The organism is Castellaniella denitrificans (genome assembly GCF_027214045.1).
GTDB classification, from domain to species: Bacteria; Pseudomonadota; Gammaproteobacteria; order Burkholderiales; family Burkholderiaceae_B; genus Castellaniella; species Castellaniella denitrificans_A.
The window spans coordinates 54,963-77,008 of the sequence record NZ_JAPWHE010000010.1 but is presented as its reverse complement, the minus strand read 5'-3'; the positions used below and the strand labels follow the sequence as shown (position 1 = coordinate 77,008).

The following is a 22,046-nucleotide window of genomic DNA, read 5'->3' as shown; positions in this document are numbered from 1 at the left end:
AGCATGCGGGAGGAGCCGATGTCGCTTGCCGTTCTATCCAGCCGGGCGCTGTTCGGGCTGCAGGTCCGCCCGGTGCAGGTCGAAGTCCATGTGGGCGGCGGCCTGCCCACTTTTTCAATTGTCGGCCTGCCGGGCGCGGGCGTGCGCGAAAGCCGTGAGCGGGTACGCTCGGCGCTGCTCAGCAGCGGCTTCGAATTCCCGGCGGGGCGCATCACCGCCAACCTGGCGCCCGCCGACTTGCCCAAGGATTCCGGCCGCTTCGATCTGCCGATTGCGCTGGGCGTCCTGCTTGCTTCGGGGCAGGTTGCCGATGTCCGGGGACAGGCGCCCGATGTGCGGCATTATGTCCTGGCGGGCGAACTGTCGCTCACCGGCAGTATCGTGCCGGCGGACGCGGCGCTGGCGATCGCGCTCTCGGTCGCACGCGACGATCCCGAGGCCGTCCTGATCATGGCGCCGGCCTCGGCCGCAGTGGCCGCGCGTGTGCCGGGCCTGCGGGTGCTGGCGGCGTCGGGCCTGGACGAAGTCGTGGCGCATTTCTCCGCTCGGCTCGAACTGCCCGCCGCCGCGCCGGCGCGCGACGAGCCGGCCGACGAAGTGTCCGTGCCCTGCCTGTCGGACGTCCGGGGGCAGGCGGCGGCGCGCCGTGCCCTGGAATTGGCGGCGGCCGGAGGACATGGCCTGTTGATGAGTGGCTGCCCCGGCGTGGGCAAGAGCATGCTGGCGCGGCGCCTGCCCGGCCTGTTGCCGCCCCTGAGCGCCGAGCAGGCCCTGGAGGTCGCCGCCGTGCACGGGCTGGCCCGGTCGGATCCCACCGTGTCCCGGGTGCCGCCGTTTCGCGCACCGCATCATGGCGCGTCCATGCCGGCGCTGGTGGGCGGAGGCGCCAGGCCGCGGCCAGGAGAAATCAGTCTGGCCCATCACGGGGTGCTGTTCCTGGACGAACTGCCGGAATTCGGACGTCAAGCCCTGGAGGCCCTGCGCGAGCCGCTGGAGACCGGCTGCGTCACGATCGCCCGGGCCGCTGGCGGCTGTACTTTCCCTGCCCGTTTCCAGCTCGTGGCCGCCATGAATCCCTGTCCGTGCGGCTGGCATGGGCACCCGCATCCCCGGCGGGAATGCCACTGTACGCGTGAAGTCATCGCACGCTATCGGGCGCGGATCTCGGGGCCTTTGCTGGACCGGATCGATCTGCATGTCGGCCTGGGCGTGGAGCCTGCGTGGATGGACGCGCCGCCTGGAGAGCATTCGGCGCAGGTCCGGGAACGGGTGTGGGCGGCCCGGCGCCGGCAGCATGCCCGACAGGGCTGTCTTAACGCCGCGCTGGATGGCGCGGCACTGGACCGCCACGGCGATCCGGGCGCCGAGGGCAGGGCGCTGCTGATGCGCGCCGCGTCGACCTGGGGCTGGTCGGCGCGTGCCGCGCGTCGCACCCAGCGCGTGGCGAGGACCCTGGCCGATCTGCAGGAGCGTGACCGGGTCGAAGCCGGTCACATGGCCCAGGCCATCCAGTACCGCTCGGATGTCGCCGCATGATGCGTCGCGGGGGACGCGCGGGAACGGGTTGGCGTGCCGGGTAAAATGTATTTTTATTCGCAAATCCCAGGAGGCCGCGATGATCGCCCCCAATCAATTGTTCGATGATTTCCAGAAGAACATGTCAGAATTCCTGGCCAAGACCCCGGCCGCCGACATCGAGCGCAACATGAAGGCCTTCATGACGCAGGCCTTCTCCCGCATGGACCTGGTCACCCGGGAGGAATTCGACATCCAGGCCGATCTGCTGGCCCGTGCGCTGGAGCGTGTCGAGTCCCTGGAAGCCCGCGTCCAGGCTTTGGAGCAAGATGGCGAATAGCGGCCTTTCCGCCGCCCGACCGTCCCAAGGCGAAAGCGCCTCTGACGAGGCGGCAATCGGTCGAAGGGCCGCGCGGCGCGGGTCCCGGCCGCAAGTGGACAAGTCCAAAGAAAGTGCCTTATAATCAATGGCTTTTCCCAATGGGTAACCAGTGGGGGAAGCAGGATTCGCGCATGCAGGTTGCGCACGCCGGGTCCGAAACACATGCGAATGCCAGGTCTGACAAGCGCCCGGACCCCGGGTCACCTGGATTTGCCAAGCCAACAGAGTATCGTCATGCCCAAGATGAAGAGCAAAAAAGGCGCTTCCAAGCGCTTCAAGGTGCGCGGCAGTGGTTCCATCAAGCGCGGCCAGGCTTTCAAGCGTCACATCCTGACCAAGAAAACCACGAAAAACAAACGTCAGCTGCGCGGTTCGGCCGCTGTCCATGAAACCAACGTCGCCTCCGTGAAGGCGATGCTGCCTTTCGCCTGATCGGAGATTACACATGCCTCGCGTCAAACGCGGCGTCACCGCTCGTGCACGCCATAAAAAAGTCATCAAGGCCGCCAAGGGCTACCGCGGCCGCCGCGGCAACGTCTTCCGGATCGCCAAACAGGCGGTCATGCGCGCCGGCCAATACGCCTACCGCGACCGCCGCAACAAGAAGCGCACTTTCCGCGCCCTGTGGATCACCCGCATCAACGCGGGCTGCCGCGAACTGGGCGTGACCTACAGCGTCTTCATCGCCGGTCTGAAGAAGGCCTCGATCGAACTCGACCGCAAGGTCCTCGCCGACATGGCCGTGCACGACAAGGCGGGTTTCGCCGCCGTTGTGGCCCAGGCGAAATCCGCGCTGGCCGCCTGACCGACACAGTTTCGTTTTCGATTCTGTATCATCGCAAACGGAGCTCCATCGGGCTCCGTTTGCGTTTTGGAATGCACCATGGACTCATCGCTCGACGAACTGATTGCCCAGGCCCGAGACCGTTTCGCCCAGGCCGGGGACGCCGCCACGCTGGAAAATGAAAAAGCCGTCTTCCTGGGCAAGCAAGGATCGCTGACCGCGCTGCTCAAGGGCCTCGCGGCGCTGCAGGGCGAGGAAAAGCGCACGCGCGGCGCGCAGATCAACCAGGCCAAGCAGCAGGTCGAGGCGCTATTGAATACGCGGCGCGGCGAACTGGCGCAGGCCGAACTGGACCGGCGTCTGGCGGCCGAGACCATCGATGTCACCCTGCCGGGCCGGGGGCGCGGCGTCGGCGGCATCCATCCGGTGATCCGCACCTGGCAGCGTGTCGAGCAGATCTTCCGCTCCATCGGTTTCGATGTGGCCGACGGCCCCGAGATCGAAAACGACTGGACCAATTTCACCGCCCTGAACAATCCGGAAAACCATCCGGCGCGCTCCATGCAGGACACGTTCTACGTGGACATGAATGATGCGGGCGGGCTGCCGCTGGTGCTGCGCACCCACACCAGTCCCATGCAGGTGCGTTATGCCCGCATGAACAAGCCGCCCATCAAGGTCATCGCGCCGGGGCGCACCTATCGCGTCGACAGCGACGCCACGCATTCCCCCATGTTCCATCAGGTCGAGGGCCTCTGGATCGCCGAGGACATCTCTTTCGCGGATCTCAAGGGCGTCTATACGAACTTCCTGCGGGCCTTCTTCGAGACCGACGATCTGACCCTGCGCTTCCGGCCTTCGTTCTTTCCGTTCACCGAGCCTTCGGCCGAGATCGACATGATGTTCACCTCCGGCCCCAACCAGGGCCGCTGGCTGGAAATCTCCGGCTCGGGCCAGGTGCACCCACAGGTCGTGCGCAATTTCGGGCTGGACCCGGAACGCTACATCGGTTTCGCCTTCGGCTCCGGACTGGAACGCCTGACCATGCTGCGCTACGGCGTGGACGACCTGCGCCAGTTCTTCGAGGGCGATCTGCGCTTCCTGCGCCAGTTCAACGACTAGGCCCCAGGCCTCAGCGACACGGAATCCGAATCATGCAATTTCCCGAATCATGGCTGCGCGCCTGGGCTGATCCTGATATCGACGGCCAGGAGCTGGCCCATCGGCTGACCATGGCCGGCCTCGAGGTCGAGGACGCCGAACCTTACGCGCCGCCGTTCTCCGGCGTCGTGGTGGCGCGCATCGACTCGGCCGAACCGCATCCCGACGCCGACAAATTGCGCGTCTGCCGGGTCGACGATGGCTCGGGCGAGCCGCTGCAGATCGTCTGCGGCGCGCCCAACGCGGCGGCCGGTCTGATGGTGCCCCTGGCCCGCGTGGGCGCGGAACTGCCGGGCGGCATGCGCATCGGCCCCGTCAAGATGCGTGGCGTCGAATCGCGCGGCATGCTGTGTTCGGCCCGCGAACTGGGGCTGTCCCAGGACCATGCCGGACTGCTCGAATTGCCCGCCGATCTGACGCCGGGACAGGACCTGCGCCAGGCCCTGGACCTGGACGACACGATCTATACCCTGAAGCTGACCCCCAACCGGGCCGATTGCCTGTCCATCCTGGGCGTGGCGCGCGAGGTCGCGGCCTTGACGGGCTGCGCGCTGCGCGCGCCGGATGTTCCCCAGGTCCCCGTGACCCTCGAGGACCGCCTGCCCGTGACCGTGCAGGCCCCGGACCTGTGCGGCCGTTTCGCCGGGCGCATCGTGCGCGGCGTGAACGCCCGCGCCGCCACGCCCGAGTGGATCAAGTCCCGCCTGGAACGCGCCGGCCAACGACCGGTGTCGGCGCTGGTGGACATCTCCAACTACGTCATGCTGGAACTGGGGCGTCCCACCCACGTTTTCGATCTCAAGCGGATCGAGGGCGGTCTGACCGTGCGCTGGGCGCGCGACGGTGAACGGCTGGCACTGCTCAACGACCAGACGGTCGAACTGGCACCCGACGTGGGCGTCATCGAGGCCGGCGGATCCCTGGAAAGTCTGGCCGGCATCATGGGCGGCCAGGCCTCCGCCGTGAGCCTGGATACGACCGATGTCTATCTGGAAGCGGCCTTCTGGTGGCCGGAGGCCATCATGGGCCGCCCGCGCCGCTACAAGCTCAACTCCGAGGCGGGCCACCGCTTCGAGCGCGGGGTGGATTTCGCCACCATTCCCGAGCACCTGGACCTCATGACGTCCCTGATCCTGGACATCTGCGGCGGCCGGGCCGGCCCGCTGGATGACCGGATCGTGAACCTGCCCGCGCGCGAACCCGTGCGCATGCGACTGGCGCGCTGTGCCCGCGTGCTGGGGATCCCTCTGGATGCCGGGGCCGTCGGCGACGTGTTCGCGCGCCTGGGCTTCGCATTCGAGCGGCAGGGTGACGATTTCATCGTCACGCCGCCCGCCGCGCGCTTCGATCTGATGATCGAGGAAGACCTGATCGAAGAGGTCGCCCGCATCCACGGCTTTGACCGCATCCCCGACCGGCCGCCGGTGGCGCCGGCGGTCATGCGGGCGGCTCCCGAGACCCTGTACGGTCCGCATGCGCTGCGCGCCGCCCTGGCCGCACGCGATTACCAGGAAGTCATCAATTTTTCCTTCGTCGAGGAATCCTGGGAACGGGACTACTGCGGCAACGCCGACCCCATCCGTTTGCTCAACCCCATCGCCAGCCAACTGGCGGTGATGCGTTCCGGCCTGATCGGCGGCCTGCTGGCCAACATCGCCCACAACGTCAAGCACCGCCAGACGCGCGTGCGGGTCTTCGAGCTGGGCCGCGTGTTCGCCCGCGACCCTGCGGTGGCGGACGGCGGTCTGGCCGTCGCGGGTGTGGCACAGCCCACCCACCTGGCCGCCGCGGCCTGGGGGCCGGTTCTGGACGAGCAATGGGGCGAGCCGGTCCGTGCGGTGGATTTCTTCGACGTCAAGCGCGACCTGGAAGCATTGCTGGGCGCGCGCGCGGCCGGCCTGCGCTGCGAGGCCGCCAGCCACCCCGCACTGCATCCCGGACGCAGTGCACGGCTGCTGCTGGACGGCGACGCGATCGGCTGGCTGGGCGAGGTTCATCCGCGCTGGGCGCAGGCCTTGGGCCTGCCGCATGCGCCCGTCGTCTTCGAACTTGATGCCGAAGCCGTGTCGGAACGTATCTTCCCCCATCCCCGGGAACAGTCCCGGCAGCCCGTGGCGGTGCGGGATCTGGCGATCTGGGTCGATGCGGATGTGCCGTGGCAGTCGCTGCTTGATACACTGCGTCAGCGGATCGCGGCCGACGATACCCTCTCCGTGGTCAAAGACATTAAACTGTTCGATATCTGGCGCGAAGCCGCGACTTCACAGCAACGCAGCCTGGCGCTGCGCCTCTGGCTCCAGGGCCGCGACGCGACGCTGGAGGACCGCCAGGTCGAACATTGCGTGCAAAGCCTGCTCGACGCCCTGACCGAGACACATGGCGCGCGCCTGCGCTCATAGGAGAAATCGTTGGTGAATACGGATCGGACGCTCACCAAAGCCCACCTCGCCGAACTGCTGTTCGAACGTGTGGGCCTGAACAAGCGCGAAGCCAAGGACATCGTGGACACGTTTTTCTCCGAGGTTCGCGACGCCCTGGTCCAGGGCACCGAGGTCAAGCTGTCGGGTTTCGGCAGTTTCCAGGTGCGCAACAAGCCGCCTCGGCCCGGCCGCAATCCCAAGACCGGCGAGGTGATCCCGATCGCCGCGCGCCGGGTGGTCACCTTCCATGCCAGCCAGAAGCTCAAGGACGGCGTGGGTTCCGATGGAGACGCCGCATGACGTCCGCCACGCCAGCGGCCGCGCTGCCGCCGATCCCCGCCAAGCGTTATTTCACCATCGGCGAGGTCTCCGAACTGTGCGGGGTCAAGCCGCACATCCTGCGTTATTGGGAACAGGAATTCGTCCAGCTCAAGCCGGTCAAGCGGCGCGGCAACCGCCGCTACTACCAGCACCATGAAGTCCTGCTCGTGCGCCGCATTCGCGACCTGCTCTACGAACAGGGCTTCACCATCGCCGGGGCGCGCAACCGCCTGGGCGACAGCGGCGATGCGCCGCATGATCAGGACGCCGCCGTGCGCCTGAGCGGCGCCGAACTCCAGGCCCTGCGCGCCGACCTCCTGGCCGCGCGGGACCGTTTGGCCCAGGCGCTGGACGGCAACCGCCGGGACCATCAGGCGGCGGGGCTGCTGGATCTCTGATTCCGTCCATATGCCGGATGGCCATGAAAACCCCAGCCACGCGGCTGGGGTTTTCATGGGGCGACGACGGGACTGCTTACCGGTTTTCCAGGTGGACGGGCTGCTGAACGACCGTGCCGACAGGCGTCGGGCGCAGGCCGGCCCATAGCGCCAGGGCCACCAGACAGAGTACGACGGCGATGCCCAGCGCAGCGGCCACGCGGCCGCGCCGCAGCCGGACGCCACGCTGCGCGCGCCGATGACGGGACCCGTCAACGGCCGTCGGGCGCTGCGCGGCGCTGTCCGTCGCGGATTCGCCCATGACGGGCGGCTCGTCCATTTCTATGCCCAGGCTCTGGCGGATGCGCTCCAGAACGGCATCGGGCACGGGCTGCGCGGGCAGCGCGTCGACGATCCCCAGGAAATAGGCCTCCCATTTCAAGGCGCGGGCCGCAGCCGCATTGTCATGGGCCAGGCGCGACTGGATGTCCGCCACGCGGTCGGGCATGTCCAAGCCCAGCACGTAACGGGCGATCTCGTCGTCGGAGTAGGAGCGCAGGGGCTTCATGCGCGCACCGCCGCGTCGATGTGTGTCAGGGCGGCGTCCAGGGAAGCCTCGATGTCGGGCTCGGAGCGATCCAGGCGGGCCGCGATGCGGGCCGGATCGCCGCCGTGCAGATAGGCCTGCAGCAGGGCATCGAGTTGCGGGCCGGGCAGGGAAGCCAGGGCGCCGGCCACCGTGCCCGCAGGCGCGTCGGGCGGCAGGTCCAGACGGGGCAGGGGGGTGTTCTCCGCCGGGTGGCGGCCTTCGGCGCGCATCTGCCGCGCGTGAGCGGAGGCACGGTAACGCAGGATGCTGTAGATCCAGGCGCGCGCCGTGCCGATGGCTGGGCTGTAGCCGGCCGCATTGCGCCAGATCAGGACGAAGGTTTCGTGCAGCACGGTGTCGGCCGCGTCTGGGTCGTCCAGCATGGCCAGCGCCAGGGCGCGCATGGCGGGGGATTCCTGGCGATACAGCGCCAGGAAGGCGGCGCGATCGCCGGCCGCGCAGGCACCCAGCTCCGCCTCGAAATCGAAAACCGAAACAGTCATACAATCTTTCCCGTTCACCGGGTCTCGGAACGCGTGGGTCGGGCGGCGCGTTCCCCAGGGATGACATTATTGTATGCGGTCCCGCCCTCGCGCACCCCGCCATCCGCCATTCGCCTGATTTCCGGATATTTCCATGCGCTTTTCCCATACCGGTCCCGCGCCCGAGCGGCGCGACGACTGGCTGACCCTGAAGACCCTGTGGCCGTACGTCTGGGCTTTTCGCGGCCGGGTCGCACTGGCCTTCGCCTGTCTGGTCGCGGCCAAGGTCGCCAACGTCGCCACGCCGGTCTGGCTGAAGGATATTGTCGATGCGCTGGGCGTGGCGCCGACGCTGATGGCCGTGCCGCTGGCGGCCCTGCTTGGCTACGGGCTGTCGCGCCTGGCCACCTCGGTATTCGGCGAACTGCGTGACGCCCTGTTCGCCCGCGTGACCCAGGGTGCCATCCAGCGGGTCGCCAGCCAGGTCTTCCGCCATCTGCTGTCGCTGTCCTTGCGTTTCCACATGGGCCGGCGCACCGGCGGCTTGACGCGAGACATCGAACGCGGCACCAAGGGTATCGGCTTCCTGCTCAATTTCACGGTCTTCAACATCGCACCCACGCTGCTGGAGATCGCCATGGTCACGGGCGTGCTGCTGTGGCGCTACGACTGGATCTTCGCCGCGCTGACGCTGGGCACCATCGCGGCCTACGTCCTGTTCACGCTGAAGGTCACGGAGCGACGCATGGCCTACCGTCGCACCATGAACACCCTGGACAGCCAGGCCAACGGCCGGGCGGTCGATGCGCTGCTGAACTACGAGACCGTCAAGTATTTCGGCAACGAGGATTACGAAAGTCACCGCTACGACGCCGACATGGCGCGCTGGGTGGACTCGGCCGTGCGCAACCAGGTGTCGCTGAACCTGTTGAACATGGGGCAGGGCGTCATCATCACGCTGGGGATGACCGCGCTCCTGTGGCAGTCGGCGCGCGGGGTGGTGCAGGGGCATATGACCGTGGGCGACGTGGTGCTGGTGTCGGCCTACCTGACCCAGTTGTACGCGCCGCTGAATTTCCTGGGCTTCGTCTATCGGGAGATCAAGCACGCCCTGGCCGACATGGAACGCATGTTCGACCTGCTGGGCAACCGCCAGGAAGTGGCCGACCGCCCCGACGCCGTCGAATTGCGGACGGACCGGGCCAGCCTGGCCTTCGAGGCTGTGGATTTCGCCTACCAGCCGGACCGCCAGATCCTGCATGGGGTCGGCTTCAGCGTGCCGGCGGGCGGCTCGTTGGCGGTGGTCGGCGCCTCCGGCGCCGGGAAGTCGACCTTGTCGCGCCTGTTGTTCCGTTTCTACGATCCCACGGCGGGCAGCGTGCGGGTGAATGGCCGCGATATCCGCGAGTACACACAGGCCAGCCTGCGTGCCCATATCGGCATCGTGCCTCAGGATACCGTACTGTTCAACGACACCATCGGCTACAACATCGCCTATGGCCGTCCCGACGCTACACAAGAAGACGTCGAGCAGGCGGCGCGGGCCGCCCACATCCACGATTTCATCGCGTCGCTGCCCCAGGGCTACGAGACGCCGGTCGGCGAACGCGGATTGAAACTGTCGGGCGGGGAAAAGCAGCGCGTCGCGATCGCCCGGGCGCTGCTCAAGTCCCCCCCGATCCTGGTTTTCGACGAGGCGACCAGCGCCCTGGACACGCGCACCGAACGCGCCATCCAGTCGCAACTGGAGCGCATCGCCCAGGGCCGCACGACACTCATCATCGCGCACCGTCTGTCGACCATCGTCCATGCCGATCACATCCTGGTCATGGACGCGGGGCGCGTGGTGGAACAGGGCACCCACGAGTCGCTCCTGGCGCTGGACGGTCGTTACGCCCGCATGTGGCATTTGCAACAATCCAGGCCCGAACGGGATATTGGGGTTTGACCTATATCGTACCAAAGAGGTACTATTTGGTTTTCAACGCCCGACCCTGGAACAGCCGATGCTGCGGATCAGCAAGATCGTCGATTACGGAATCCTCGTGCTCACGCACATGGCCTCCCGTCCGACGCACGTCTGCAGCGCGGCCGAACTGGCGGGCGATCTGGGTCTGGGCCAGCCCGTCGTCAGCAAGGTCCTGAAACTGCTCGCCCAGCGCGACCTCGTCGCCAGCACCCGGGGCGCCCACGGCGGCTACCGGCTGGGCCGCGACGCCGACCGGATCAACGTGGCCGAGATCATCGACGCCCTCGAAGAGCAGCCCTTCGGCCTGACCGAATGCACGGCGCTTCCGGGCGCCTGCAGTGTCGAAGGCGCTTGCCACATCCGCTCCCATTGGCAGCGCATCAACCGCATCGTGCGCCGCACGCTGGAATCCGTCACCGTGGCCGACATGCTCGACGGCGAGAGCCCCGGCGCGCCGGCCGCGCCCGCGTCTTCCGTCCTGGTGCCCGCGCCCAAGCCCGGCTCGCGCCGGGCCATCCCGAATATCACGAACTGGAGTCTGTCCAAATGAGTACCGTCAACGACAAGCTCGATTCCTTTCTCGACCGAGACTACGAGGCCGGCTTCGTCACGCAGATCGAATCCGAGACCTTCCCCAAGGGGCTCGACGAGGATGTGATTCGCCGCCTGTCCGCCATCAAGCGCGAGCCCGAATTCATGCTCGAATGGCGCCTGAAGGCCTATCGGGAATGGCTCAAGATGACCTTGCCCAAATGGGCCAAGGTCCACTATCCCGACCCCGATTTCCAGGACATCAGCTATTACTCGGCGCCCAAATCGAAAAAGGACGGTCCCAAGAGCCTGGACGAGGTCGACCCCGAACTGCTGCGCACCTATGAAAAACTGGGCGTGCCGCTGCACGAACGCGCCAAGCTGGCCGGGGTGGCGGTGGACGCGGTGTTCGACTCGGTCTCCGTGGCGACCACCTTCCGCAAGCAACTGGCCGACGTCGGGATCATCTTCTGTTCGTTCTCCGAAGCCGTGCGTTCGCATCCCGACCTGGTGCAGAAATACATGGGCTCGGTCGTGCCCCCCGGCGACAATTTCTACGCGGCGCTGAATTCGGCGGTGTTTTCCGACGGTTCCTTCGTCTACATCCCCAAGGGCGTGAAATGCCCGATGGAACTGTCCACTTATTTCCGCATCAACAACGCCGACACCGGCCAGTTCGAGCGCACCCTGATCATCGCCGACGAAGGCGCCAGCGTCAGCTACCTGGAAGGCTGTACGGCGCCCATGCGCGACGAAAACCAGTTGCACGCCGCCGTGGTGGAACTTGTCGCGCTGGATGATGCCAAGATCAAATACTCCACGGTGCAGAACTGGTACCCCGGCGACGAGAACGGCGTGGGCGGCATCTACAACTTCGTCACCAAGCGCGGCGACTGTCGCGGGCCGCGTTCGCGGATTTCCTGGACCCAGGTGGAAACCGGATCGGCCATCACCTGGAAATATCCCAGCGTGATCCTGCGCGGCGACGATTCCACCGGAGAATTCTATTCCGTGGCGCTGTCCAACCATCACCAGCAGGCCGATACCGGCACCAAGATGATCCACATGGGGCGCAACACGCGCAGCACCATCATCTCCAAGGGCATCTCCGCCGGACACGGCAGCAACACCTTCCGCAGCCTGGTGCGCATGACGCCCAAGGCCGAGAACGCGCGCAACTACACGCAGTGCGACTCGCTGCTGATCGGCAGCAAGTGCGCCGCGCATACCTTCCCCACCATGGAAGTCCAGCATCCCAGCGCCAACGTCGAGCACGAGGCCACGGCCTCGCGCATCGCCGAGGACCAGCTTTTCTATGCCATGCAGCGCGGCCTGTCGGCCGAGGACGCGGTATCGATGATCGTCAACGGCTTCTGCAAGGAAGTCTTCAAGGAATTGCCCATGGAGTTCGCCGTCGAAGCACAGAACCTGCTCGGCGTGAGTCTCGAAGGCAGCGTAGGTTAAGGAGCCCTCTCATGCTGAAAATCGACAATCTGCACGCCTCGATCGAGGACAAGGAAATCCTCAAGGGTCTGAGCCTGGACATCAAGCCGGGCGAGATCCACGCCATCATGGGGCCCAATGGGGCCGGCAAGAGCACGCTGTCCCAGGTGCTGACCGGCCGCGAGGCCTACACCGTCACGTCCGGCAGCATCGAATTCGAAGGCCGCGACCTGCTGGAACTGAGCGTCGAGGAACGCGCCCGCGCCGGCATCTTCCTGGCCTTCCAGTACCCGATCGAGATCCCGGGCGTCTCCAATGCCTACTTCATGCGCGCCGCCGTCAACGCCATGCGCCGCGAACGCGGCCTGCCGGAACTGGACGCCATGGATTTCGTGAAAAAGGCCAAGGCCGAGATGAAACTCGTGGGCATGCGCGACGAATTCCTCTACCGCTCGGTCAACGAGGGTTTTTCCGGCGGCGAGAAAAAGCGCAACGAAGTCCTGCAGATGGCGTTGCTGGAACCCAAGCTGGCCATCCTGGACGAGACCGACTCGGGCCTGGACATCGACGCCCTGAAGACGGTGGCCGACGGCGTCAACCGCCTGCGTTCGCCCGACCGTTCCATGATCGTCATCACGCACTACCAGCGCCTGCTGGACTACATCGTGCCCGACTACGTGCACGTGCTGGCCCAGGGCCGGATCGTGCGCTCGGGCGGCCGTGAACTGGCCCTGGAACTGGAAGAAAAGGGCTATGGCTGGATCGAGGGCGCCGCGCCCGCCGCCAAGCCCGCCGCCCGGGGGGCTGCGGCATGAGCGGACAGCATCTGGCCAGTCCGGCGGATGCCGGCCTGCAAGTCTGGGCCGACGTGTTCGGCCGGCGCGCCGGGAGCCTGCCCGGTGCCGGGGTGACCTGGCTGGCGGACGTCCGCCGCCGGGCCCTGGACCGCTTCATGAGCGAAGGCTGGCCCACCCCCCGCATCGAGGCCTGGCGCCATACCTCGCTGGCGCCGCTGGCCGCCGCCGTCTTCGACGACGGCGACGCGCAACCGGTCGCCGAACAGATCGCCGCGCTGAAAGCCGGCGCGCCGGGTCATTGGCTGGTGTTCGTCGACGGCGCCTTCGACGCCGCCCTGTCCGACATCGGCGCGCTCCCGGCCGGTGCCACGGTCCTGCCGTTGTCGCAGGCCTGGTCCGATCACGCGGAAGTCCTCCGCGCCGCCTACGGCGATGCGGCCGAAGGCCACAGCACCAGCGCGCTGAACCTGGCGCTGGCCAGCGACGGCGCCTGGATCCGGCTGGCGCAGGGCGTCGCGGTCGAACAGCCCATTCATCTGGTCTGCGCGGCGGCCTCGCCGCGCGCGGCGCACTTCCTGCGGCATCTGATCCAGGCCGAGGCCGGTTCCCAGGCCACGGTGGTGGAACATTACGTGGGCGCCCCGGAGGCGGCCAATTTCCGCCATGCGGCCACGCGCCTGCGACTGGACCGCGACGCGCGCGTCACGCACCTGAAGCTGCAGCAGGAATCCGCACAGGCCTGGCACCTGGGCGAGATCGACGCCACCCAGGGGCGCGGCTCGACCTTCGTCTCGCATTCGGTGTCCCTGGGCGCGCGGCTGGCGCGCCACGACATCGCCACGCATTTCGCCGACGAGCGCTGCGAGACCCTGCTGAATGGCCTGTACTACGTCGACCAGCGCCGCCATGTCGACCACCACACCCTGATCGGCCACGAAAAGCCGCGCTGCGTCAGCCACGAGTCGTATCGCGGCATCATGGCCGACGCTTCGCACGGTGTCTTCAGCGGCCGCATCCTGGTGGCGCCCGGCGCCGACGGTACCGACGCCATCCAGCGCAACGACAGCCTGCTGCTGTCGCGTCTGGCCAAGTCCGACGCCCGTCCCGAACTGGAAATCTATGCCGACGACGTGAAATGCGCCCACGGCGCCACCGTTGGTCAGATCGACGAGGACAGCCTGTTCTACCTGCGCTCGCGCGGCCTGGACGAGGCCCACGCGCGCGACATCCTGATCTACGCCTTCGCCGCCGCCAGCGTTGCGCGCATTGAATCCGACCCGCTGCGCCGGCGGGTGGAGCGCGCCGTGCGCGCCCTGCTGCCGGGCGGCGCCGCCCTGGAGGAAGCCGCATGAATGCGCCGCTGACCTCGCAGCAAAGCGTCCGGCTGGCCAACGGCCCCGCCGGGGACGACCGCCTGGCGTCGCCCTGGGCGGCCGATTTTCCGATCCTGGCGCGCCCGGTGCGCAAGCGCCGCCTGGCCTATCTGGACAACGGCGCCACGACCCAGAAACCGCGCGCCGTCATCCAGGCGCTGGAGGCGTTCTACGAACAGTCCAACGCCAATATCCACCGCGGCGTGCACTGGCTGTCCCAGCATGCCACCGACCTGTACGAGCAGGCGCGGGACCGGGTGCGCATGTTGTTGAACGCGCCGGACAGTCAGGAGATCGTCCTGACGGCCGGCACCACCGCGTCCATCAATCTGGTGGCCCAGTCCTGGGGCCAGTCGCTGCGCGCCGGCGACGAGATCCTGGTCACGGGCATGGAGCATCATTCCAATATCGTGCCCTGGCAACTGCTGTGCGAGCGCACGGGCGCCGTGCTGCGTCACGCGCGCATCACCGACACCGGCGAGCTGGACCTGGACGACTTCCGCGCCCAACTGAATCCGCGCACGCGGCTGGTGGGGGTCGCCCATGTGTCCAACGCCCTGGGTACGGTCAATCCCGTGGCCGAACTGGTGCGCCTGGCCCACGAGGCCGGCGCCCTGGCCTTGATCGACGGTGCCCAGGCCGTGGCGCACGCCCCTGTCGATGTGCAGGCGCTGGATTGCGATTTCTATGCTTTTTCCGGCCACAAGCTCTACGGCCCCACCGGCATCGGCGCGCTCTACGTGCGCGGTTCGATCCTGGCCGACCTGCCGCCCTGGCAGGGCGGCGGCGACATGATCCGTACGGTCAGCTTCGAGGGCAGCACCTGGGCCTCCGGCCCGCAGCGCTTCGAGGCGGGCACGCCGAACATCGGCGGGGCAGTCGCGATGGGCGCCGCCATCGATTACGTCCTGTCCATCGGTCTGGACCGCATTGCCGCTCACGAGGCCGCGCTGCTGTCCGAGGCGACCGCGCGCATGCGGGAATTGCCGGGCGTGCGCCTGATCGGGACCGCCGCCGACAAGGCCGGCATCCTGTCGTTCCTGGTGGACGGCATCCATCCGCACGACCTGGGCACGATCCTGGACACCGACGGCGTGGCCATCCGCGCCGGCCATCATTGCGCCATGCCCCTGATGTCGCATTTCGGCATTCCCGGCACGGCGCGCGCGTCCTTCGCCCTGTACAACGACGGGCGCGACATCGACGCCCTGGTGGCGGGCGTGCGCAAGGCGCAGAAACTGTTTGGGGTATGAACCGATGAGGGATAACGACGACGGCCTGCGCGACCTGTACCAGGAAGTCATCTTCGATCACAACCGCAAGCCGCGCAACTTCCATGCGATGGACGATGCGTCGCACCGCGCCGACGGGCACAATCCGCTGTGCGGCGACCAGTTGACGGTCTACGCCAAGGTCAGCGACGGCATCGTCCAGGACGTCAGCTTCATCGGTCACGGCTGCGCCATTTCCACGGCGTCCGCTTCCCTGATGACCGAGGCCGTGCGCGGTCAGCCGGTCGAACAGGTCGAGGCGCTGTTCCGCGACATCCATGCCATGCTGACCGAGGCCCACCCGGACTGCGACCTGGGCAAACTCGAAGTCCTGTCCGGGGTGCGCGAATTCCCGTCGCGGGTGAAATGCGCCACTCTGGCCTGGCATACCCTGCACAACGCCATCACCCGGGCGGGCGATACGGCTGTCACTGAATAACGCGATGAACCAAAGGTAACCTCATGAGCTTCAATCGTCAGGAAGTGATCGTCAACCGGGACTGCCCGGCGGTCACCGTCCCCTACGGCTCGCCCGTCACCATCGAGGCCGGCTGCGAGGCCGTCATCACCCAGCAGCTGGGTGGCACCTACACCGTCATGGTCGAGGGGAACCTTTACCGCATCGAGGGCAAGGACGGCGATGCCCTGGGCTTCGAGCCGGTCGAGGAGGTCAAGCATGTCCACCAGGGCCCCGCCACGGCCGAGTCCGTGGAAGAAGCCGCCTGGGCCATGCTGTCCACCTGCTATGACCCGGAAATCCCCGTGGACATCGTGAATCTGGGGCTGGTGTACGAATGCAAAGTCGTGCCCGCCAGCGTCCAGGACCGTTTCCGCATCGAGATCAAGATGACCCTGACGGCGGCCGGCTGCGGCATGGGCACCATGATCGCCGACGAGGCCCGCAACAAGCTGCTCAACATCGAAGGCGTGGACGAAGCCGCGGTCGACCTGGTCTGGGATCCCCCCTGGAGCCGCGAAATGATCAGCGAGCCCGCGCGACTGCAACTGGGCCTGCTGTAGTCTTTTGCACGCAGGGCTTGTGCGCCGCAGGAGATCGGATCCCGTGGACCGAAGTGTTTGATCTTTCGCAGCATGGCCATCGGCGGGGTCATCCTCCTGTCATGAATTTCATTTAAGGTACGCGGTATTGCAATTTGACCCGCTGTGCCTTTCATGTCTCTTGCCCTGGATCCCGAGTTGTGCGAGCCGCCGATGATCGATCATGACCGCCCCGGGGGAGCGGACGTTGTGGCCACCCTGCTGCTTCATGGGGATCTGAGCGCCGTCTTCCAGCCCATCCTGTGGATGCGGGAAGGGACGCTGCTGGGGTACGAAGGACTCATCCGGGGCCCGCAGGGCAGTCCGCTCCGGGCGCCGGACCGCCTGTTCGAGGCGGCGCGTGCGCGCCACCTGGGCATCCAGGTCGAACACCGCGCCTGCCGCGAGGTGGTGCGCCGCTTCGCGGCGCTGAACCTGCCGGGCCGGTTGTTCCTGAACGTCAGCCCCATGGCCTTGCTGCACGCGGCCGACGGGGCGCTGGATCTGGCTGTGTTGCTGGCCGAGTCCGGCCTGGATCCCGGTCGACTGGTGATCGAAATCACCGAGCAGGACCAGGGCGAATGCTGGGCGGACCTGCCTCCGGCCGTCACCCGGTTGCGGGTCAGAGGCGTCCAGTTCGCCATCGACGACCTGGGATCGGGATTGTCCAACCTGGGGCGCTGGCTGGATCTGCGGCCCGAGTTCATCAAGACCGACAAGGTCTTCACGGCCGGCATCCAGGACGATCTGCTGCGCCAGCAGGTCTTGCGTTCGGTCTGCGACATCGCCACCGTGGCCGGCGCCGTCGTCGTCGCCGAAGGCGTCGAGACGCTGGACGAACTGGCCTGCGTCGCCGACTTGGGGGTGGCCTGCGCCCAAGGCTACTATATCGAACGGCCCGCGGCCGAGCCTTCCCGGACGCGCTGGTCCGATCTGACCGCCAGCCTGGCGGAACGCCGGCTTGCCGATTCGCGAGGCGGCCTGGAATTCGACCCGGCACACGACGGGGTCGAGGGCAGGGCGCTGCAACTGTTGCGCCGCGTGCCGTGCGTATCGTCCAACATGCCCAACGAGGCGGTGTTCGACCTGTTCCGGCGCCATTCCGAACTGCACACCATTCCCGTGGTGGACGGGGAGGTGCCGGTCGGCGTGCTGACCCGGGCCAGTCTGATCGAGCGTTTCTCGCTGCCGTATCAGCGCGAACTGTATGGCCCCAAACCCTGCCGTCTGTTCATGGACGCCTCGCCGCTGATCGTGGACATGCACACGCCGCTGATGACGCTCAGCCGCTGGCTGGCCGAGGCCGAGGGCCATCAGTTGGCCAGCGATTTCATCATCACGGGGCGGGGACGCTACCTGGGCATCGGCGCCAGCCAGGATCTCCTGCAGGCACTCAACCGGCTGCAGCTGCGTGCCGCGCAGCACGCCAACCCCTTGACGCAACTGCCGGGCAACGTCCCCATCGACAGGCGGGTCCAGCGTTTCCTGGCCGATGGGCAGCCTTTCGTGGTGTGCCATGCCGACCTGGACCACTTCAAGCCCTTCAACGACGTATTCGGCTACCGCTGCGGCGATGACGTGATCCAGCTATTGGGCCGGATCCTGTCGGCGCATACCGATGCCGGCCGGGACTTCCTGGGCCATATCGGCGGCGACGACTTCATCCTGCTGTTCCGCAGCCCGGACTGGCGGGCACGGTGCGAAGCCATGCTGGGCGATTTTTCCCTGGGGATGATGCGTCTGCTGGAAGAGACCGGACAGACGGTGGACGGCGGCTACGAGGCCGAAGATCGTCTCGGCCATCGCCGCCATTACGGACTGCCCACGCTGTCGCTGGGCGCCGTGCCGGTCGAGCCTGGCGCCTACCAGTCGCGCCACCAGATCGCCCAGGCGGCCAGCGAGGCCAAGGCCCAGGCAAAAAAACACGCCGGTCCCTGCCTGTACGTCGAGCGCAGACGGCCCCATCCGCAACCCGCGCCGCAAGCGGTGTAAAAATTTCTATGCTAGAATCACGTTCTTTCGGGGCGTAGCGCAGCCTGGTAGCGCACTTGCATGGGGTGCAAGGGGTCGCGAGTTCGAATCCCGCCGTCCCGACCAGCATTATCAAGGGCCTGCAGAGTTTTCTCTGCGGGCCCTTGTCATTTAGGATGCCGGCCGCCTCCCCGCGCCCTCGGTAAGCATGCAGCATGCATTGCATCGGCTGTGGCAGGGCATGCGGTGATTCCCGTCTCGGCGCGTCGCGCCGGCGGGAGTAAGATAGTCCCAAAACTGATGTCTTGTCGCCGCGCGGCTTTGCGCCGCGCCGGCGGATTGGGGGCGGCATGGCTGGACAGCGGGCGATCTTCCTCATGACGGCGATCCTTGCCATGGTCGCGGGTGCAGGCCGACCGTCTCCGGCGCTGGCCCAGGCCGCCAATTTCCACCCCTGCAATGCCCAGCCCGCCCTGCCGATCTGTCAGCACGGCTATGGTCGGCGTGTCGCCGCGATGCGCTGGGGCGCGCCGCGCGAAGCGCTGGACCCGGATGCCGCCGTCAAGGCGCCCTTGATCACGCGCGATCCGGCCGGTGAAATCGGAAAGCTCAGGTCGACCACGATCTTCGTGGAGGACATGGACAGGGCCGAGGTCCTGTTCGCGCGCGACGCGGATGTCGTGAGGCCGATCGCCTCCATCGTCAAGCTGATGACGGCACTGGTGGTGGTCGATGCACGCCTGCCCATGGACGAGATGATCACCATCGATGCCAGCGACGTCGGCGTGCCCAGTGAACTGCCCTCGCGCCTGGCCGCCGGCGCGCGCCTGAGCCGCGTCGATCTGCTGCACCTGGCGCTGGCCTCGTCCGAAAACAGCGCGGCGCATGCGCTGGGGCGGACCTATCCGGGCGGCATGACGGCCTTCGTCGAGGCGATGAACGCCCGGGCGACCGTGCTGGGCATGAATGATTCCCGATTCGTCGAACCCATCGGCCTGTCCAATGAGAATGTGTCCTCGGCCAGGGATCTGGCCAGGCTCGTGCATGCGGCATCCCGCCAGCCATTGATCGGCGAGTTCACCACGGATGCCCGGTACAGCGTCGACGGGCGGACATTCCACAATACCAACATGCTGGTGGGCCGGCCCCGCTGGGACATTCTGGCGTCCAAGACCGGCACCACCCGCGAGGCCGGCGACTGCCTGGTGATGATGGTCCGGCTCGGCGGTCGCAACCTGGCCATGGTGCTGCTCAACGCACAGGGTATGAGCGGCTCGCGCTTCGGCGACGCGGTGCGCTTGCGGCGAGTCCTGGACAGCCGGATGGCGGCGAATTAGAGTCTTTTCCATTGAGGACGGAAAGGGGATTCCATGTTGAAGAACGCGGGAATCGCGCTGTTGCCCCTGATCGAGGGGGTGCGGTCCATGGGGTTGCGGTATCTGGCCGACACACGCCGATTGGCCGATGGAATCCGGGCGGCGCCATCGGGACTTTTTCTGCGTGAGCTTCTGGAGTCGCCCGCCGTGGTCGGGGCGGTCTGGCCCAGCTCGGCGCGCCTGGCGCGCGCCATGGCGGCGTCGGTCGATCCCCGGAGCGACGGCCTGGTGGTGGAACTGGGGGCCGGCACCGGCGTGGTGACCCGGGCGCTGCTTGAACGGGGCGTCCCTGCGGAGCGCCTGCGCGTGGTGGAGCGCTCGCCGGCGTTCGCGCGGCATCTGCGCCGGCGCTTTCCCGAATTGACGATCCTGGAGGGCGATGCGGCCCGGCTGTCGGAGGTGCTCGATGAAAGCGCCCAAGAACGGCCGGTCGACACCATTGTTTCCAGCCTGCCGCTGCGTTCCCTGGATCCGGCCGTCGTATCCGCCGTGCTTGATCAATGCCGGCTGCTGCTGGCGCCGGGCGGCACATTGGTACAGTTCACCTATATCCTCAAAGGCCTGCCCGCCGTCGGGCTGTCGGAAGGGTTTTCCGTACGCGACGACCCGATTGTCTGGGCCAACCTGCCGCCCGCCCGGGTGATCGTGCTGGAACGGGCGGAGTAGCCGGGATCGCGCGTGGCCGGGCGCGCGACGGACCGCCGCGGGGATCGGTGAGGCGAATGCGGTGGCATGCGCTACAGTCGCTTTTCACCGATGGAGATGATGCATGACCCGCAAGACGATCAATGTCGCGTTCACGTCCGATGAATGGCGCGGCGTCGCACTGTCCAACTTCAGCCTGTCGCCGTTCGAGCTGGATGGTGTGTCGCTGGCCTCCGTGGAGGGCTTCATCCAGGGCATCAAGTTTCCCCCGGGGCACCCGGCCAGGGAGCGGGCCTTTGTGTCGTCGGCCTGGGAAGCCAAGGCCTGCGGCCAGGGGGCGGACAAGCGGTTCGCTTATTGGGGCGGGGCACAGATTGAATTTGGATCCGATGCGCATCACCGGCTGGTCGAGCGGGCGCTGCGCGCGCGCTTCGTCCAGAACGAGGGCCTGCGCCGTGTGCTGGCATCGACCCGGGGCCTGGACATCCTGCACCAGACCGGCGAAGCGCCGGAGCCGGAACGGACTTCGCTGCCGGCGGCCCTGTTCTGCCGCATCCTGAGCGACATTCGCGATGCCGCGCAGGAGCCCGGGGACCTGGCGGAACGGATCGTGGCGCAGACGACCGACGCCCTGATCTATGCCGATCGTGACGGCAGGATCGTGCGCTGGAACCCGGCGGCGAGCCGGCTGTTCGGTTTTTCGCCGGAAGAGGCGCTGGGCGCCAGTCTGGACCTGATCATCCCGGAACATCTGCGCGCCGCCCACTGGGCCGGGTATCATGCCGCACTCGCCAGCGGCCGGATGAAGCTCCAGGGCCATCCGACCCTGACACGGGGCTTGAGAAAGGACGGCGGCAAGTGCTATGTGGAGATGACCTTCGCGATGGTCCGGGACGATGCCGGCGCGGCGATCGGCTCGGTCGCCATGGCGCGCGATGTGACGGAGCGGGTGGAAAAAGAACGCGCCGCGCGGGGGCGACGAGAGGGCTGATTGCGGCTTTGCGTCGGTGTCAGGCCCCTGCGCATCAATGGGACAGCGTGCGGCCTGGTCGGCAGTCTGACTACCCGGGTCCCGGCGGCTGCGCGATGGCAGCGGATGTCAGAGTTACACCTCCTGTGGGCGCGCGTGCCGCCGTTGAGGCAGAAGGGCGTTATTTGGTAACAGTGCTGGCTTTAATGTGTTCCAGCCCCCATAGTGGCCGTGGGGATATTTTTCCCTTCCAAAAAATTAGGATTTACATTGAAAACAGAAATCGGTATCGTGAAGTGGTTCAACAACGACAAGGGCTTCGGCTTTATCATGCCCGAGTCGGGCGGCAAGGACCTCTTTGCGCATTACAGCGAAATTCAAGGCTCTGGTCATAAAAGCCTCGAAGAAAACCAGCGAGTTTCGTTTGTAGCAACGCAGGGCCAAAAAGGCCCGCAAGCATCAAACATCCAAATAGTTTGATCGCTCTGCTCGCCTGAACCGGCGGGCAAATAGAGTGGCCATATGAGGCCGAGCTCCTTGAAACATTGGGCTCGGCCTTTTGCATTGGGCGCCGAGATTTCCGACAGCCGCACTCCGGATCGGACCCGGCTGGTGCTCAGATTCCGGTCGT

23 protein-coding genes and 1 tRNA gene are annotated in these 22,046 nt (G+C 66.9%); 22 read left to right on the top strand and 2 right to left on the bottom strand.

Annotated elements, in window-relative coordinates:
- The first annotated feature begins 18 nt into the window (after nucleotides 1-18).
- From O4H32_RS12710 to O4H32_RS12675, 8 genes are all read left to right on the top strand, one after another.
- Entirely contained in the window at nucleotides 19-1,536 is a 1,518-nt protein-coding gene (locus tag O4H32_RS12710) for a YifB family Mg chelatase-like AAA ATPase (RefSeq protein WP_269359727.1), read from the top strand.
- Nucleotides 1,537-1,615: 79 nt separating this feature from the next.
- Nucleotides 1,616-1,855, top strand: coding sequence for an accessory factor UbiK family protein (locus O4H32_RS12705; RefSeq protein WP_269359725.1), 240 nt, complete (start codon nucleotides 1,616-1,618; stop codon nucleotides 1,853-1,855).
- Between the two features lie 276 nt (nucleotides 1,856-2,131).
- The gene (gene rpmI / locus O4H32_RS12700) at nucleotides 2,132-2,329 is read left to right on the top strand and encodes a 50S ribosomal protein L35 (RefSeq protein WP_043682165.1); all 198 of its coding nucleotides are present in this window, start codon (nucleotides 2,132-2,134) and stop codon (nucleotides 2,327-2,329) included.
- Between the two features lie 13 nt (nucleotides 2,330-2,342).
- The gene (gene rplT, locus O4H32_RS12695; RefSeq protein ID WP_043682169.1) at nucleotides 2,343-2,702 is read left to right on the top strand and encodes a 50S ribosomal protein L20; all 360 of its coding nucleotides are present in this window, start codon (nucleotides 2,343-2,345) and stop codon (nucleotides 2,700-2,702) included.
- A gap of 78 nt (nucleotides 2,703-2,780) precedes the next feature.
- Entirely contained in the window at nucleotides 2,781-3,803 is a 1,023-nt protein-coding gene (pheS, locus tag O4H32_RS12690) for a phenylalanine--tRNA ligase subunit alpha (protein ID WP_269359720.1), read from the top strand.
- 32 nt (nucleotides 3,804-3,835) lie between these two features.
- Entirely contained in the window at nucleotides 3,836-6,241 is a 2,406-nt protein-coding gene (gene pheT / locus O4H32_RS12685) for a phenylalanine--tRNA ligase subunit beta (protein WP_269359718.1), read from the top strand.
- A gap of 12 nt (nucleotides 6,242-6,253) precedes the next feature.
- A complete protein-coding gene (locus O4H32_RS12680) occupies nucleotides 6,254-6,562 on the top strand; it encodes an integration host factor subunit alpha (protein ID WP_269359716.1) in 309 nt (102 codons plus the stop codon).
- Nucleotides 6,559-6,981, top strand: a complete 423-nt coding sequence (locus O4H32_RS12675; RefSeq protein ID WP_269359715.1) for a MerR family transcriptional regulator — start codon at nucleotides 6,559-6,561, stop codon at nucleotides 6,979-6,981. The genes O4H32_RS12680 and O4H32_RS12675 overlap by 4 nt, the downstream gene beginning before the upstream one ends.
- 76 nt (nucleotides 6,982-7,057) lie before the next feature.
- Here O4H32_RS12675 and O4H32_RS12670 read toward each other — a convergent pair whose 3' ends face one another.
- Both O4H32_RS12670 and O4H32_RS12665 read right to left on the bottom strand, forming a co-directional pair.
- Entirely contained in the window at nucleotides 7,058-7,528 is a 471-nt protein-coding gene (locus O4H32_RS12670) for a hypothetical protein (RefSeq protein WP_269359713.1), read from the bottom strand.
- Complete coding sequence (locus O4H32_RS12665) at nucleotides 7,525-8,052, bottom strand: sigma factor (RefSeq protein WP_269359711.1); 528 nt, start codon at nucleotides 8,050-8,052, stop codon at nucleotides 7,525-7,527. The genes O4H32_RS12670 and O4H32_RS12665 overlap by 4 nt, the downstream gene beginning before the upstream one ends.
- A gap of 133 nt (nucleotides 8,053-8,185) precedes the next feature.
- Here O4H32_RS12665 and O4H32_RS12660 point away from each other — a divergent pair, with 133 nt between their 5' ends.
- From O4H32_RS12660 to O4H32_RS12590, 14 genes are all read left to right on the top strand, one after another.
- Complete coding sequence (locus O4H32_RS12660) at nucleotides 8,186-9,979, top strand: ABCB family ABC transporter ATP-binding protein/permease (protein ID WP_269359708.1); 1,794 nt, start codon at nucleotides 8,186-8,188, stop codon at nucleotides 9,977-9,979.
- A gap of 58 nt (nucleotides 9,980-10,037) precedes the next feature.
- Nucleotides 10,038-10,550, top strand: a complete 513-nt coding sequence (locus tag O4H32_RS12655) for an SUF system Fe-S cluster assembly regulator (protein ID WP_269359706.1) — start codon at nucleotides 10,038-10,040, stop codon at nucleotides 10,548-10,550.
- Entirely contained in the window at nucleotides 10,547-11,995 is a 1,449-nt protein-coding gene (gene sufB, locus O4H32_RS12650) for a Fe-S cluster assembly protein SufB (protein WP_269359704.1), read from the top strand. The genes O4H32_RS12655 and sufB overlap by 4 nt, the downstream gene beginning before the upstream one ends.
- A gap of 11 nt (nucleotides 11,996-12,006) precedes the next feature.
- A complete protein-coding gene (sufC, locus tag O4H32_RS12645; protein WP_269359702.1) occupies nucleotides 12,007-12,789 on the top strand; it encodes a Fe-S cluster assembly ATPase SufC in 783 nt (260 codons plus the stop codon).
- A complete protein-coding gene (sufD, locus tag O4H32_RS12640) occupies nucleotides 12,786-14,123 on the top strand; it encodes a Fe-S cluster assembly protein SufD (protein WP_269359701.1) in 1,338 nt (445 codons plus the stop codon). The genes sufC and sufD overlap by 4 nt, the downstream gene beginning before the upstream one ends.
- Complete coding sequence (locus O4H32_RS12635) at nucleotides 14,120-15,397, top strand: cysteine desulfurase (protein ID WP_269359699.1); 1,278 nt, start codon at nucleotides 14,120-14,122, stop codon at nucleotides 15,395-15,397. Before sufD ends, O4H32_RS12635 begins: the two co-directional genes overlap by 4 nt.
- Before the next feature lie 4 nt (nucleotides 15,398-15,401).
- The gene (gene sufU, locus O4H32_RS12630) at nucleotides 15,402-15,854 is read left to right on the top strand and encodes a Fe-S cluster assembly sulfur transfer protein SufU (protein ID WP_269359697.1); all 453 of its coding nucleotides are present in this window, start codon (nucleotides 15,402-15,404) and stop codon (nucleotides 15,852-15,854) included.
- A gap of 23 nt (nucleotides 15,855-15,877) precedes the next feature.
- Complete coding sequence (sufT, locus tag O4H32_RS12625; protein ID WP_269359695.1) at nucleotides 15,878-16,435, top strand: putative Fe-S cluster assembly protein SufT; 558 nt, start codon at nucleotides 15,878-15,880, stop codon at nucleotides 16,433-16,435.
- A 153-nt stretch (nucleotides 16,436-16,588) separates the two neighbouring features.
- Entirely contained in the window at nucleotides 16,589-18,445 is a 1,857-nt protein-coding gene (locus tag O4H32_RS12620) for a GGDEF domain-containing protein (RefSeq protein WP_269359693.1), read from the top strand.
- 28 nt (nucleotides 18,446-18,473) lie between these two features.
- Nucleotides 18,474-18,550 (top strand) — tRNA-Pro (locus tag O4H32_RS12615).
- A 224-nt stretch (nucleotides 18,551-18,774) separates the two neighbouring features.
- Nucleotides 18,775-19,761, top strand: a complete 987-nt coding sequence (locus O4H32_RS12610) for a serine hydrolase (RefSeq protein ID WP_269359691.1) — start codon at nucleotides 18,775-18,777, stop codon at nucleotides 19,759-19,761.
- An 87-nt stretch (nucleotides 19,762-19,848) separates the two neighbouring features.
- Entirely contained in the window at nucleotides 19,849-20,466 is a 618-nt protein-coding gene (locus tag O4H32_RS12605) for a class I SAM-dependent methyltransferase (RefSeq protein ID WP_269359763.1), read from the top strand.
- Nucleotides 20,467-20,569: 103 nt separating this feature from the next.
- Nucleotides 20,570-21,436: a PAS domain S-box protein gene (locus tag O4H32_RS15000; protein ID WP_331284293.1), complete on the top strand. Its 867-nt coding sequence runs from the start codon at nucleotides 20,570-20,572 to the stop codon at nucleotides 21,434-21,436.
- 249 nt (nucleotides 21,437-21,685) lie between these two features.
- Nucleotides 21,686-21,895 carry a cold-shock protein gene (locus O4H32_RS12590; protein WP_269359689.1) on the top strand — a complete coding sequence of 70 codons (210 nt, stop codon included), beginning with the start codon at nucleotides 21,686-21,688 and terminating at the stop codon, nucleotides 21,893-21,895.
- The last annotated feature ends 151 nt before the right edge of the window (nucleotides 21,896-22,046 follow it).

Coding starts and splice junctions, on each gene's coding strand:
- O4H32_RS12710 (WP_269359727.1), top strand. CDS start 19: ATGTCGCTTGCCGTTCTATCCAGCCGGGCGCTGTTCGGGCTGCAGGTC.
- O4H32_RS12705 (WP_269359725.1), top strand. CDS start 1,616: ATGATCGCCCCCAATCAATTGTTCGATGATTTCCAGAAGAACATGTCA.
- rpmI (WP_043682165.1), top strand. CDS start 2,132: ATGCCCAAGATGAAGAGCAAAAAAGGCGCTTCCAAGCGCTTCAAGGTG.
- rplT (WP_043682169.1), top strand. CDS start 2,343: ATGCCTCGCGTCAAACGCGGCGTCACCGCTCGTGCACGCCATAAAAAA.
- pheS (WP_269359720.1), top strand. CDS start 2,781: ATGGACTCATCGCTCGACGAACTGATTGCCCAGGCCCGAGACCGTTTC.
- pheT (WP_269359718.1), top strand. CDS start 3,836: ATGCAATTTCCCGAATCATGGCTGCGCGCCTGGGCTGATCCTGATATC.
- O4H32_RS12675 (WP_269359715.1), top strand. CDS start 6,559: ATGACGTCCGCCACGCCAGCGGCCGCGCTGCCGCCGATCCCCGCCAAG.
- O4H32_RS12670 (WP_269359713.1), bottom strand. CDS start 7,528: ATGAAGCCCCTGCGCTCCTACTCCGACGACGAGATCGCCCGTTACGTG.
- O4H32_RS12665 (WP_269359711.1), bottom strand. CDS start 8,052: ATGACTGTTTCGGTTTTCGATTTCGAGGCGGAGCTGGGTGCCTGCGCG.
- O4H32_RS12660 (WP_269359708.1), top strand. CDS start 8,186: ATGCGCTTTTCCCATACCGGTCCCGCGCCCGAGCGGCGCGACGACTGG.
- O4H32_RS12655 (WP_269359706.1), top strand. CDS start 10,038: ATGCTGCGGATCAGCAAGATCGTCGATTACGGAATCCTCGTGCTCACG.
- sufB (WP_269359704.1), top strand. CDS start 10,547: ATGAGTACCGTCAACGACAAGCTCGATTCCTTTCTCGACCGAGACTAC.
- sufC (WP_269359702.1), top strand. CDS start 12,007: ATGCTGAAAATCGACAATCTGCACGCCTCGATCGAGGACAAGGAAATC.
- sufD (WP_269359701.1), top strand. CDS start 12,786: ATGAGCGGACAGCATCTGGCCAGTCCGGCGGATGCCGGCCTGCAAGTC.
- O4H32_RS12635 (WP_269359699.1), top strand. CDS start 14,120: ATGAATGCGCCGCTGACCTCGCAGCAAAGCGTCCGGCTGGCCAACGGC.
- sufU (WP_269359697.1), top strand. CDS start 15,402: ATGAGGGATAACGACGACGGCCTGCGCGACCTGTACCAGGAAGTCATC.
- sufT (WP_269359695.1), top strand. CDS start 15,878: ATGAGCTTCAATCGTCAGGAAGTGATCGTCAACCGGGACTGCCCGGCG.
- O4H32_RS12620 (WP_269359693.1), top strand. CDS start 16,589: ATGTCTCTTGCCCTGGATCCCGAGTTGTGCGAGCCGCCGATGATCGAT.
- O4H32_RS12610 (WP_269359691.1), top strand. CDS start 18,775: ATGGCTGGACAGCGGGCGATCTTCCTCATGACGGCGATCCTTGCCATG.
- O4H32_RS12605 (WP_269359763.1), top strand. CDS start 19,849: ATGGGGTTGCGGTATCTGGCCGACACACGCCGATTGGCCGATGGAATC.
- O4H32_RS15000 (WP_331284293.1), top strand. CDS start 20,570: ATGACCCGCAAGACGATCAATGTCGCGTTCACGTCCGATGAATGGCGC.